Annotated in this window: 9 protein-coding genes; 3 read left to right on the top strand and 6 right to left on the bottom strand. The window is 75.3% G+C overall.

Annotated elements, in window-relative coordinates:
• The first annotated feature begins 104 nt into the window (after window positions 1-104).
• Entirely contained in the window at window positions 105-2,486 is a 2,382-nt protein-coding gene (locus ABT129_RS14810) for an ATP-binding cassette domain-containing protein (RefSeq protein ID WP_351900748.1), read from the top strand.
• A 108-nt stretch (window positions 2,487-2,594) separates the two neighbouring features.
• On the opposite strand, the gene ABT129_RS14805 is transcribed toward ABT129_RS14810, so the two are convergent.
• Window positions 2,595-3,929, bottom strand: a complete 1,335-nt coding sequence (locus ABT129_RS14805; RefSeq protein WP_351900746.1) for a D-alanyl-D-alanine carboxypeptidase family protein — start codon at window positions 3,927-3,929, stop codon at window positions 2,595-2,597.
• A 330-nt stretch (window positions 3,930-4,259) separates the two neighbouring features.
• Here ABT129_RS14805 and ABT129_RS14800 point away from each other — a divergent pair, with 330 nt between their 5' ends.
• Together ABT129_RS14800 and ABT129_RS14795 are read left to right on the top strand one after the other, a co-directional pair.
• On the top strand, window positions 4,260-6,194 hold the full coding sequence (locus ABT129_RS14800; RefSeq protein ID WP_351900892.1) for an NAD-binding protein: 1,935 nt from the start codon (window positions 4,260-4,262) through the stop codon (window positions 6,192-6,194).
• A gap of 136 nt (window positions 6,195-6,330) precedes the next feature.
• The gene (locus tag ABT129_RS14795; protein WP_351900890.1) at window positions 6,331-7,536 is read left to right on the top strand and encodes a cytochrome P450 family protein; all 1,206 of its coding nucleotides are present in this window, start codon (window positions 6,331-6,333) and stop codon (window positions 7,534-7,536) included.
• A gap of 39 nt (window positions 7,537-7,575) precedes the next feature.
• On the opposite strand, the gene ABT129_RS14790 is transcribed toward ABT129_RS14795, so the two are convergent.
• The 5 genes from ABT129_RS14790 to ABT129_RS14770 all read right to left on the bottom strand — a co-directional run bounded on the left by ABT129_RS14790 (window position 7,576) and on the right by ABT129_RS14770 (window position 12,588).
• Window positions 7,576-7,821 carry a hypothetical protein gene (locus tag ABT129_RS14790; protein ID WP_351900744.1) on the bottom strand — a complete coding sequence of 82 codons (246 nt, stop codon included), beginning with the start codon at window positions 7,819-7,821 and terminating at the stop codon, window positions 7,576-7,578.
• A 62-nt stretch (window positions 7,822-7,883) separates the two neighbouring features.
• Window positions 7,884-8,360: an NUDIX hydrolase gene (locus ABT129_RS14785; RefSeq protein WP_351900742.1), complete on the bottom strand. Its 477-nt coding sequence runs from the start codon at window positions 8,358-8,360 to the stop codon at window positions 7,884-7,886.
• Between the two features lie 84 nt (window positions 8,361-8,444).
• Complete coding sequence (locus tag ABT129_RS14780; RefSeq protein ID WP_351900740.1) at window positions 8,445-9,650, bottom strand: FAD-dependent oxidoreductase; 1,206 nt, start codon at window positions 9,648-9,650, stop codon at window positions 8,445-8,447.
• Window positions 9,647-11,068 carry an FAD-dependent oxidoreductase gene (locus tag ABT129_RS14775; RefSeq protein ID WP_351900738.1) on the bottom strand — a complete coding sequence of 474 codons (1,422 nt, stop codon included), beginning with the start codon at window positions 11,066-11,068 and terminating at the stop codon, window positions 9,647-9,649. Before ABT129_RS14775 ends, ABT129_RS14780 begins: the two co-directional genes overlap by 4 nt.
• Window positions 11,065-12,588: an FGGY family carbohydrate kinase gene (locus ABT129_RS14770; RefSeq protein ID WP_351900736.1), complete on the bottom strand. Its 1,524-nt coding sequence runs from the start codon at window positions 12,586-12,588 to the stop codon at window positions 11,065-11,067. Before ABT129_RS14770 ends, ABT129_RS14775 begins: the two co-directional genes overlap by 4 nt.
• Window positions 12,589-12,599 lie beyond the last annotated feature (11 nt).

The raw sequence follows: 12,599 nt of genomic DNA, 5'->3' as shown, positions 1-12,599 counted from the left end.
GCCGCCGCTAGCGTGGCTGCCATGGACCCCGCGATACGACGGCCGTCGCAGACGACGGGTCGTGCCGGTCCACGTTTCGGCCCCGCGCGACAGCTGGAGAGATGATGAGCAAGGCCCCCAGGGCGGACAGGCAGTCGCCGCACCCGGCCGACCGCCACGATCTGATCCGCGTGCACGGCGCGCGGGAGAACAACCTCAAGGACGTCAGCATCGAGATCCCGAAGCGCCGGCTCACGGTGTTCACGGGCGTCTCCGGCTCGGGCAAGAGCTCGCTCGTCTTCGACACGATCGCCGCGGAGTCGCAGCGGCTGATCAACGAGACGTACAGCGCGTTCCTCCAGGGCTTCATGCCGACCCTGTCCCGGCCCGAGGTCGACGTGCTCGACGGACTGACGACGGCGATCATCGTCGACCAGCAGCGGATGGGCGCCGACCCCCGCTCCACGGTCGGCACCGCCACCGACGCCAACGCGATGCTGCGCATCCTCTTCAGCCGGCTCGGCAAGCCGCACATCGGCCCGCCCAGCGCCTACGCCTTCAACGTGCCGTCGGTGCGGGCGAGCGGCGCCATCACCGTCGAGCGCGGCGCGAAGAAGGCCGTGAAGGCCACCTTCAACCGCACCGGCGGCATGTGTCCGCGCTGCGAGGGCCGCGGCTCGGTCTCCGACATCGATCTCACCCAGCTGTACGACGACTCCAAGTCGCTCTCCGAGGCCGCGCTCACCATCCCCGGCTACACGCCGGGCGGTTGGAACTACCGCCTCTACACCGAGTCCGGCCTCGTCGACCCGGACAAGCCGATCCGCAAGTACACCAAGCGGGAGCTGCACGCCTTCCTCCACCACGAGCCGACCCGCATGAAGATCGCGGGCATCAACATGACGTACGAAGGGCTGATCCCGCGGATCCAGAAGTCGTTCCTGGCCAAGGACAAGGAGGGGATGCAGCCGCACATCCGGGCGTTCGTGGAGCGGGCCGTCACCTTCACCACCTGCCCCGAGTGCGACGGCACGCGACTCGCCGAGGGGGCCAGGGCGTCGAAGATCAAGCGGATCAGCATCGCCGACGCCTGCGCGATGCAGATCAGCGACCTGGCCGCCTGGGTCCGGGGCCTGAAGGAGCCGTCGGTGGCGCCGCTGCTCACGGCGCTCCAGCTGACCCTCGACTCGTTCGTGGAGATCGGCCTCGGCTACCTGTCCCTTGACCGGCCCGCGGGCACGCTGTCCGGCGGTGAGGCGCAGCGCGTCAAGATGATCCGGCACCTCGGCTCCTCGCTCACCGACGTCACCTACGTCTTTGACGAGCCCACCGTCGGCCTCCACCCCCACGACATCCAGCGGATGAACGAACTGCTCCTGCAACTGCGCGACAAGGGCAACACGGTCCTCGTGGTGGAGCACAAGCCGGAGACGATCGCCATCGCCGACCACGTCGTCGACCTCGGTCCCGGCGCCGGTACGGCGGGCGGCACCGTCTGCTTCGAGGGCACGGTCGAGGGGCTGCGGACCGCCGGCACCGTCACCGGCCGCCACTTCGACGACCGGGCCTCCGTCAAGGACACCGTGCGGGAGCCCGGCGGGACCCTGGAGATCCGGGGCGCGAACACCCACAACCTGCGGGACGTCGACGTCGACGTCCCGCTCGGGGTCCTCACCGTCGTCACGGGGGTCGCCGGCTCCGGGAAGAGCTCGCTCGTGCACGGCTCGATTCCCGTGAGCGACGACGTCGTGTCGATCGACCAGAGCCCGATCCGGGGCTCGCGCCGCAGCAACCCGGCCACGTACACCGGGCTGCTCGACCCGATCCGCAAGGCCTTCGCCAAGGCCAACGACGTGAAACCCGCGCTGTTCAGCGCGAACTCCGAGGGTGCCTGCCCGACCTGCAACGGCGCGGGTGTCATCTACACCGATCTCGGCATGATGGCCGGTGTCTCCTCCACCTGCGAGGACTGCGAGGGCAAGCGGTTCCAGGCCTCGGTCCTCGAATACCTCCTCGGCGGCCGTGACATCAGCGAGGTCCTCGCGATGTCCGTCACCGAGGCCGAGGAGTTCTTCGCCTCGGGCGAGGCCGCCACCCCGGTCGCCCGGCGGATCCTCACCCGTCTCGCCGACGTCGGCCTCGGCTACCTCAGCCTCGGCCAGCCCCTCACCACGCTCTCCGGCGGCGAGCGCCAGCGGCTCAAGCTGGCCACGCACATGGGCGAGAAGGGCGGCGTCTACATCCTCGACGAGCCCACCACCGGCCTCCACCTCGCCGATGTGGAGCAGCTCCTCGGCCTGCTCGACCGGCTCGTGGACTCCGGCAAGTCGGTCATCGTCGTCGAACACCACCAGGCGGTCATGGCCCACGCGGACTGGATCATCGACCTCGGCCCGGGCGCGGGCCACGACGGCGGCACCGTCGTCTTCGAGGGCACCCCCGCCGACCTGGTGGCGGCACGCTCCACCCTCACGGGCGAGCACCTGGCGGCGTACGTGGGCGCCTGAGGGAGCGGGGGAGCGGCGGCGGAGCAGGCCGGGCGGCGGCCCGGAGCACCCGCCCGCCGCCGCTCCGGTCGGCCCACCCCGCCCGGCGTCCGCCCGCCGACCGCCCGGTCAGCCCGCCTCGCGGGCCGTCCTGCGTCGCCAGGCCCACAGGGCGAGGGCCGCCGCGCACGCCGTGCCCAGCAGGGTCAGCGGAAGGCCGGCCGAAGCGTCCGAGGAAGCCCGCGCGGGGGCCTTCGCCGACTTGTCCGGGGCGCGTGCCTCCGCCGCTGCCTCCACTTCGGCGCCGGCCCGGGGCGCCCGGCCGACCGGCTCCGCGGCGCCGTCGTCACGGGCCGCCGACACCGCCCTGGTGCCCGCGTCCGCGTCCTGCGTCCGTACCGGCAGCAGGGAGCCCACCGGCTGGACCCGGTCCGCCGCCTCGAAGCCCCAGTCGAGGAGTTCCCGCGCCTCCTCGTAGACGGCCATCCCCCCGCCGCCCTGCGGGTTCATCACCGAGACGACGAGCGTCCGGTCCCCCCGCCGGGCCGCCGAGATCAGGGTGTTGCCCGCACCGCTGGTGTAGCCGTTCTTGATCCCGATGAGCCCGGGGTAGCGGGACACGCCGTCCTCTCCGGTCAGGAGCCGGTTGGTGTTGGCGATGCCGTACGACCAGGAGCCCGCCGGGAAGTCCGCGTACCGCGTCGAGCAGTACCGGACGAACTCCGGGTCCTGGAGACCGGCCCGGCCGAACACCGCCAGGTCGTACGCGGAGGACACCTGCCCCGGGGCGTCGTAGCCGTCGGGGGAGACCACGTGGGTGTCGGTGGCACCCAGGGAGCGGGCCTTCTCCTGCATCTGCCGGGTCATCGCCTCCCAGCCGCCGTTCATCGAGGCCAGCACGTGCACCGCGTCGTTCCCGGAGCTCAGGAACACGCCGTTCCACAGGTCGGAGACCTTGTATGTGTACCCCTCCTTCACCCCCACCAGGCTGCTCCCGTCCCCGATCCCGGTCAGCTCGGAATCCTCGACGGTGTGCCGCTCGGAGGGGTCGTGGTGGGGGAGCGCCGTCAGGGCGAACAGGGCCTTGAGGGTGCTGGCCGGCGGCAGCCGCCGGTGCGCGTTGCGCGCGGCGAGCACCTCGCCGGTGGACGCGTCCGCCACGACCCAGGCGAGCGCCGAGAGCGAGGGCACGTCGGGCGCGCCGGGGAGCGCCTGCACCTGGGTGCCCTTCCGGTCGAGCCGGGCCCGGTCGACCTGCCGCCGCGCGGGCGGCGTGGGCTCCCGGACGGACCCGGCCGCCTCGGAGGAGACCGGGAGGGCAGGGGAGGCGGCCGAGGCCGGCCAGACCGCGGCGCCGGTGGCGGACGCGGTGACGGGAGACGCCGTGGCCGCCGGGGCGGACAGCACGAACAGCACCGCCGCGGTACCGGCGGCGGCATGACGGACAGCTGACGTGACGATCATTCAGCCACCGTAGGAAGGAGGCGCGGGACCCGCAGATCGGAGTGCGCCGACCGGCGTAGCGGGTGTGGCGTACGGGGGCGCGTCGTGCGCCCGCCCGGGTGGCGAGGGCCTCCCCGGCCCGCTGTCGGTGGCGCAGGGCATTCTTGTGACGTGCCCTCACACCCGTACCAGAGCAACGCCGTTCCGGCCGAGAGCGCCGGAGCGCCGACCGTCGAACCGGCCTCCCGGCCCGTCCCGGCCCCGGCGCGGCCCGCCGGGGCCCCCGGCGGCCCCTTCGGCGCGCCCGCCTTCCGCACCGAGCGGCAGCCCCGGCAGGCCCCCGCCGGGCACATGATCGTCTGCGGGGGCGACGCCCTCGCCCACCGCCTCGCGGGCGAGCTCCACGAGGTGTACGGGGAGCGGGTCACCCTGCTCGTACCGGTACGGCCCGACGCCCCGCGCACCCCCACCGCCCGCACCGGGCGCGCGCTCGCCCTCTTCGGCCGGGTCACGGCAGCCGTCTCCCGCACCACCGCCCCGGCCCTCCCCGGGACCGCCGGCACGGGCGGGGACGGCGGCGAGCCCACCGGCACCCTCCGGGTCGTCGAGTCGAGCGACGCCGACGACCGGGCCCTCACGGACGCCGGGGTCGAACGGGCCGCCGCACTCGCCCTCGTCCACGAGGACGACGAGACCAACATCCGGGCCGCGCTCACCGCCCGCCGCCTCAACCCCCGGCTGCGCCTCGTCATCCGGCTCTACAACCGCAAGCTCGGCCAGCACCTGGAAACCCTCCTCGACCAGGCCGCCGCCGTCGCCGAACCGGGACTCGATCCCGAGAAGATCGACGCCGCCACCACGGTCCTCTCGGACGTCGACACGGCCGCTCCCGGACTCGCCGCGGCCGCCGTCGCCGGCACCAGCAAGGTCGTCCAGGCCGGCGGACTGCTGCTGCACGCCGTGGAGCGGCTGCCCGCCGCCGGCCAGGCCCCCGACCCCGGCCTGTGCACGCTCGCGCTGCTCTCCGCGACGACCCGCGACCCGGCGGGCTGCGAGGGCTCCGAACGCAGCGGCGACGCGGGCCCCCGCCTCCTGCCCGACGACCGGACGGTGGCGGAGGCCACCGGCCGGGCGGCCGTCACCCTCGAAGCGGTCACCCCCGCGGGTCCCGCCCTGTCGACCGCCCGCCTCGCCGCCGCCGCGCTGCCGGTCGCCTCCCTCTTCTCCCGACGCCTCCGCTGGTCCCTGGCCGGCGCGGCGGCCGCCGTCCTCGCGCTCGCCCTCGCCTCCACGTTCACCACCGGCGACCACCCCCTGCACGCCGCCTATCTGACGCTCCTCGACATCTTCGCCATCGGCGACCCGGCCCTCGGGGAGTCGACCAGCCGTCAGGTGCTCCAGATCCTCGCCGGATTCGTCGGGCTGCTCCTGCTGCCGGTGATCGTCGCCGCCGTCGTCGAAGGCCTCGGCACCTTCCGTACGGCGACCGCCCTGCGCCGGCCGCCGCGCGGCCTCTCCGGGCACGTCGTCCTCCTCGGTCTCGGCAAGGTCGGCACCCGTGTCCTGGCCCGGCTCCGCAGACTGAACATCCCGGTGGTCTGCGTCGAGTCCGATCCCGAGGCCAGGGGCATCGCCGTCGCCCGCCGGCTGCGCGTCCCGACCGTCATCGGCGACGTCACGGAGGAAGGCGTCCTGGAAGCGGCCCGCATCGACCGCGCGCACGCCCTCCTCGCCCTGACCAGCGTCGACATCACCAACCTGGAGGCCGCGCTCTCCGCCCGCGCCGTCACCCCCGACCTGAGGGTCGTCCTGCGCCTGTACGACGACGACTTCGCCACCGCCGTCTTCCGCACCCTGCGCACCGCCCATCCCGGGGCCCTCACCCGCAGCCGGAGCGTCTCCCACCTCGCCGCACCCGCCTTCGCGGGCGCCATGCTGGGCCGTCAGGTGCTCGGCGCCATCCCGGTGGAGCGCCGTGTGCTCCTCTTCGCCGCCGTGGACGTGGCCGACCATCCGCTCCTGGACGGCCTGACCGTCGCCGACGCCTTCCAGCCCGGTTCCTGGCGGGTCATCGCCCTCGACGGATCCGCCACGGGCACGGGCGGCGCGGCCGACCGGGACCGGCCCTGGCGTCTGGACCCCGAACGGGTCCTCGCACCGGGCGACCGGGTCGTCGTGGCCGCCACCCGGCGCGGCCTGGCCGAACTGCTCGGCCGCGGCGGGCGCGGAGCCCGACCGGACGAGGAGACGACACCGGACAACTCCGCACGTGCGGAACGGGGTTGACCGTAGGATCTGACCGCGCACGCGCCGATCCACCGGAGCGGCCCCCACCGCCGGTCCGGCCCGTATCCCGCAGTCAGGAGCCCCCTCCGTGAACGCACCGCACAGCGCGGCCGCCGCCGGCCGGCCGCCGTACCGCATGGACCCGGCCGGCGGCTGCCCCCACGCGGAGAACGCCCGGCTCCTCGCCGAGGGCGCGGTGGCGCCCGTGATCCTGCCCGGCGGCATCGAGGGCATGGCGGTCCTCGGCCACGACGCGCTCCGTGACTTCCTCTCCCACCCCGACGTCGCCAAGGGGGCCCAGCACTTCACCGCCCTCGCCGAGGGCCGCGTACCCGAGGGCTGGCCGCTGCGGACCTTCGCCACCGTGCCCGGCATGACGACCGCGGACGGCGCCGACCACCGCCGGCTCCGGACCCTCGTCAGCAGCGCCTTCACCGCCCGCCGGGTCGAGGAACTCCGCCCGCGCGTCGAGGCGGTCACCGCCGGACTCCTCGACGGGCTCGCCGAGGCCGCCGGGGCCGGGGACGGTGTCGCCGACCTCCGCCGCCACTACGCGCTGCCGCTGCCGCTCGGCGTCATCTGCGAACTCCTCGGCGTCGACCCCGTCCACCAGGACCGGCTGCACCATCTCTCCAGCCTGGTCGTCGCCACCGACACCGAGCCCGCGCGGGCCGTGACCGCCAACCGCGAACTCGTCGAACTGCTCGCCTCCATCGCCGGGGCCAGGGCCGAGGCACCCGGCGACGACCTCACCAGCGCCCTCCTCGCGGCCCGGGACGAGGACGGGGACCGGCTGAGCCAGCCGGAGCTGATCGGCACCCTGCTCCTGCTGATCGTCGCGGGCCACGAGACCACGCTCAACCTGGTCACCAACGCCGTACGAGCGCTCTGCGCCCACCGCGACCAGCTCGCCCTGGTCGTCGAGGGGCGCGCCACCTGGGCGGACGTGGTCGAGGAGACCCTCCGCTGGGACAGCCCGGTCAGCTACTTCCCGTTCCGCTACCCCACCCGCGACCTGACCATCGACGGCACCCTCGTCCCCCGCGGCACTCCCGTCCTGGCGGGTTACTCGGCGGCGGGCCGGGACACGAAGGCCCACGGCCCGGACGCCGACCGCTTCGACCTCACCCGCACGGCGGCGGTCAAGCACCTCTCGCTCGGCCACGGCCCCCACTACTGCCTGGGCGCCCCGCTGGCGCGGATGGAGGCCACCCTCGCCCTGGAGGCGCTCTTCACCCGCTTCCCCGACCTCGACCTGGCCGTCCCGGAGTCGGAGCTGCCCCGGCACGCGGGCTTCGTCGGCAACAGCGTCCGGACGCTCCCCGTCCGTCCGGGCGGCTGACGGCCCGCGGCCGCGCGGGAGCCCGCCCCCGCACGCTCCTCAGGCGCGCCCCCACACGCTCGTCGTGGGGGAGGCGCGCAGGGAGGAGACGAGCCGCAGGAGCCGGTCCTCGTTCCCCGCGAGGCCCGCGGCGCGGAGCGCCTCGTCCGCTTCCGCCATCGGGTTGGTGAGCATCGCCCCCGCGTACGGGGCGAGCTGGGGGTCGGTCAGCACGGCCTGGGTGGATTCGAGCAGCCGCAGGTACGCCTGGGCGGCCGCGCGCTCGCTGGCGGTGATCGTGGTCATGTCGGGCTCCCTCTCGACAGTTCGGCGCTCACCACCCTCTCGTACGGGTCTGACAATCGCCCTCAGCCCCGCCCGTCGAGCCGGTCCTCCAGCCGTTCCAGGAAGACCCGCTGGCCCTCGACGAGCAGGGGCGAGGCCGTCTCCGGGGTGAACCAGCCCACCCGGTCGATCTCCGGGAACTCGCCCTGGACGCCGGAGCGGGGCGGCCACTCCATCGTGAACGTGCCCGGCACGACCTCGGCCGGGTCGAGAGTGCCCTCGACCGCCCAGACGGTGACGAGCTTTCCGTTGCGCTGGCGGGACTCGCCCAGGTCCCACCACTCGCCCTCCGGCGCCGGGAGGCCCAGCTCCTCCTGGAACTCGCGGCTCGCCGCGGCCTCCGGAGCCTCGTCCGGCTCGTACTCCCCCTTGGGGATCGACCAGGCCGCCTGTTCCCGGGACGCCCAGAGGGGCCCGCCCATGTGACCGATGAGAACCTCGACGCCGCCGTCGGTCGTACGGCGGAAGACCAGGAGACCCGCGCTGCGCTTGTCCGGCATGCCGTCCAGTGTGGCCGAACGGCCGCGCCACCGCAGCCGCGCGCAGCCCCCGGGCGCGCGCCCCGGCCCGCGCGCCCGCGCGTCTCATTCCTCGGCGCTGACCACCACCGGGCCACCCCGCGGGTCCACCACGCGCGTCCAGCGGGGCGGGAGCCGGACCGAACGCCAGGGGGCGAGCGAGCCGCTCAGCCGCTCCCGGTGCAGCGGGGCGCCACCCTGGGCGACGGTCAGGACCGGGTGGACGAGCCGCCGTTCCGCCCGGAGGAGCAGGGGCGCGGACGCCGCTCCGAGGAGCCCGGGTGTCACCCACCGCAGCGGCCCCGCCGTCGTCACCGGCACGCCGTCCTCGGGCCAGGAGCCCCCGGCGAGCAGGTCGAGTACGGCAGCCGCCGAGGCCCGCCCCTCGGCGGCGGCCACCGGCGCCGGCTCCCCTCCGCGCAGGAGGTCGCCGATCGCGAAGACGCCCCGCTCGGCGGTCCGGAAGGCGCTGTCCGTCGCCGGGCCCCGGGTGTCCGGAGCGAGTGGCAGCCCCCGCGCGCGGGCGAGTTCGTGGTCCGGGATCCAGTCGCCGGTGAGGACCACGGTGTCGCACCGCAGGGTGGCCGCGCGGCCGTCGCCGGTCCGGACCACGACCCCGGTCAGCCGGCTGCGTCCGACGAGCTCCGTCACCACCGCTCCGGTGAGCACCGGCACGGCGCCGAACGCGGACCGGTGCACGGGGAGTTCGGCGACGACCGCCGCCACCTCCACCCCGGCGGCGCGGAGCGTACGCACGGCCCCACGGGCCACGCGGTCGCCGCCCACGACCACCGCCCGCCGCCCGATGCGGTCCGGTCGCCGACCGAACCGGAGCACCGTCCGCTGGAGTTCGCCCGTCGTCAGCACCCCTGCGGGTCGCGACCCCGGTACGAGCCGGGCGCTGCGCGGACGTTCACGGGCCCCGGTCGCGAGGACCACCGCGCGGGCGCGGACGCGTTCGAGCCCGGTCGGGGCGGTGACGTCGAGGGTGAGCGGCCCGGCCCAGCCGGTGACCGAGACGCCGGTACGGACGGTGGCCCCGGCCCGGAGCGCCGCGCGCACCGCACGGCGCGCGTAGGCCGGACCGTCCAGGGGACGGCCCAGGGCGTCCGCGCCGAAACCCGGGTGGGCGCAGTGGCGGGGAACCCCGCCCGCGGCCGGCTCCCGTTCCAGGACCTCGACACGGCCCGCGCCCGCCGCCGCGAGACGGGCGGCGGCGGCGAGCCCGGCGGGTCCCGCGCCCACCACGAGGACGTCGACGGCGCGGTTCACCGGGCCCCCTCCCCGTACTCCTCGAACAACGCGCGGACCTCCGCGCCGCAGAAGGTGCCCTGGCAGCGGCCGCCCCGGGCGCGCGTGCGGCGCCGCAGCCCGTCGAGGCCACCCGGCGGGATCGTCGAGGTGAGCGCGGCCCGGATCTCGCCCCGGGTGACGCGCTCGCAGTGGCAGACGACCGCCCCGAAGTCCGGTGCGCGGGCGATGAGCGAGGCGTCCCGGTACGGGCGGAGGAAGGCCTCGCCGATGTTCGGCATCCGGACCCGGGCGAGCGGGCGCTCGGGTCCCGGGTCGAGTCCGCAGTCGGCCAGCAGCCCGCGGACGTGCTCGGCGATGGCCAGGGAGGCGGTGAGCCCGGTGGAACGGATGCCGCCCACCGTCACGTACCGGAGTTCGGGGTGCGCGGCGATCCGGTAGTCCTCCTGCCCGGTGGCGGCCCGCAGCCCCGCGTACACGGCCGTGACCTCCTCGTCGAGCAGGGCCGGGAGGACGCGCCCGCCCTGCTCGCGGAGCCCGGCCAGGCCCTCCGCCGTGGTGCCGGTGGCGGTCCTGTCGTCCAGGTCCTCGGCGGTGGGGCCCAGCAGGACGTTCCCGTACACCGTCGGGGTGACGAGCACCCCCTTGCCGAGCGGGCCGGGCACGGGGAGCAGGATGTGCCGTACGAGGTCGCGGGCGAACTTGTCGAAGACGAGCAGCTGGCCCCGGCGCGGGGTGACGGTGAAGTCCTCGCGGCCGAGCAGCGCGTCGAAGGCGTCGGCGTGGAGTCCGCAGGCGTTGACGAGGTGACGGGTCCGCAGCACCCCGCGCCGGGTGATCAGCCGGTGGTGCGGATCGCCCGGACGGACCTTCTCCACCCGGCAGTCGAGGTGCAGGTCAACCCCGGAGCGGACCGCCTGGGTGGCGTACGCGAGGGTGGTCGTCCACGGGCAGATCACCGACTCGCCCGGCACCTCCAGCGCGGCGAGCGCCCCGGGGCCCAGATGGGGCTCCCGCGCGCGCAGTTCGGCCGCGGTGAGGAGCCGGGTCGTGCGGTGGCCGTTGCGCCCGGCCTTCTGCGCGAGCCGGGGGAGTGCGGCGCGCTGCTGCTCGTCCCAGGCCACGAGCAGCGCGCCCAGCGGTTCCACGGGAACGCCGGTCTCCTGGGCGTACGCGGAGAGGAGCCGGTGTCCCTCGCGCACGAGTCGCGCTTCCAGGGTGCCGGGCGCGGAGTCGAAACCGGTGTGGAGGATGGCCGTGTTGGCCTTCGACGTACCGTCGCCGACGTCGTTCGCGGCCTCGACGAGCGCGACCCGCAGCGGGTGACGGGCGAGCGTGCGCGCGATCGCGGTGCCGACGACCCCCGCACCGACGACCACGACGTCGTACGTCGATTCCTCGGCGCCCGTGGGGAGGGGGCCGGTCCGGGTGACACTCATACGGAGCCGGAGCCGGAGCCGGAGCCGGAGCCGGAGCCGGAGCCGGGGCCGGAACCGGGGCAAGGGCTGGGGCCGGCGACCGTGTCGGACCTCTCGACCAGCGCCGACACCTCCGAACGGAACCGGGCCAGTCGCTCCGCCGCCTCGTCGCCCGAGATCCGGGGCTCGTACACGGCCGACGGCTTCCACTCCGGCACCGCCTCGCGGAGCGAGAGCCCCGGCTCGTGACCGAGCCGGGCCACCGCGCCGACGCCGAGCGCCGTGGCGTCGGGCAACGACGAGACCTCGACGGGGAGTTGCAGGAGATCCGCCTGGGTCTGCAGGAGCAGGGCGGACCGGGTCAGGCCGCCGTCGGCGCGCAGTGAGGTCAGTGGCGCGCCCCGGTCCGCCGCGACGGCCGAGGCGAGCTCCACGACCTGCGCGGCGATGCCCTCGCACAGGGCGCGGACCAGATGTCCCGGCGTGGTGTCCAGGCCCAGTCCGGTGAGCGAGCCGCGCACGTCCCCCCGCCACCAGGGCGCGGCGAGCCCCGCGAGCGCGGGCACGAAGGTGACCCCTCCGGCGTCGGGCACGCCACCGCCGACCGGGTCGATCTCCGCCGCCCCGGCGATGACGCCCAGGTCGGTGAGCCAGCGCACGGCCGAGGCGACCGTGTACACCTGGCCGTCCAGACAGTGGGCGACCCGCCCGCCGAGCCGCCAGGCGACACAACTGACCAGGCCCGAGGTGGCGCGCCGGGGCTCCGGGCCGGTCTGCGCGAGGAGGAAGGCGCCGGTGCCGTACGTGCACTTGGCGGCGGCCGGGTCGTCGGCGCTCTGGGTGAGCAGCGCCGCCTGCTGGTCCACCAGGAGGCCGGTGAGGGGCAGCGGCGGCCCGAAGGCGGTCGTGGTGCCGACGGGCGTGTCGCAGTCGACGACCCGGGGGAGCCGTTCGCCGCCCAGGCCGTACAGGTCGAGTGCGGTCTGCGACCAGGCGACGGTGTCGAGGTCGAGGAGTCCGGTCCGTCCGGCGGTCGCCGCGTCGGTGACGAAGGCGCCCGTGAGCCGGTGGACGAGCCAGGCGTCGCTGGTGGTGACGACGCCCGCGCCGGTGGCGTGGCGGCGGATCCAGGCCATCTTCGGCGCGGCGAAGTAGGGGTCGAGCGGGAGGCCCGTCAGGTGCCGCAACTCCTCGGCGTGGTGCGCGAGTCCGGCGCAGACGGACGCCGCTCGGCGGTCCTGCCACACCAGGGCGTCGGTCAGTGGTTCGCCGGTGGCGGGGTCCCAGGCGAGTACGGTCTCGCCCTGGTTGGCAAGGCCCACGGCCGTGACCGGGGTGTCCGCCTCGGCGAGCGCCGCGCGGCCCGCGGCGACCACGGAGTCGTACAGCTCACGCGGGTCGACCTCGACCAGGCCGCCCGGCAGGTGGCGGGGCCGCACCGGGGCCGTGCCGCTGCCGATGACCCCGCGCTCGGGGCAGAGGACGAGGGCCTTGGTGCCCGAGGTGCCCTGGTCGACGGCGAGTACCGGGCCGCCCGTCATCCTGCTGCTCC

The sequence above is a fragment of the Streptomyces sp. NPDC002057 genome (assembly GCF_040296665.1).
Lineage (GTDB): Bacteria > Actinomycetota > Actinomycetes > Streptomycetales > Streptomycetaceae > Streptomyces.
The sequence above is the reverse complement of the archived record's forward strand: the minus strand, read 5'-3'. Positions and strand labels throughout refer to the sequence as shown.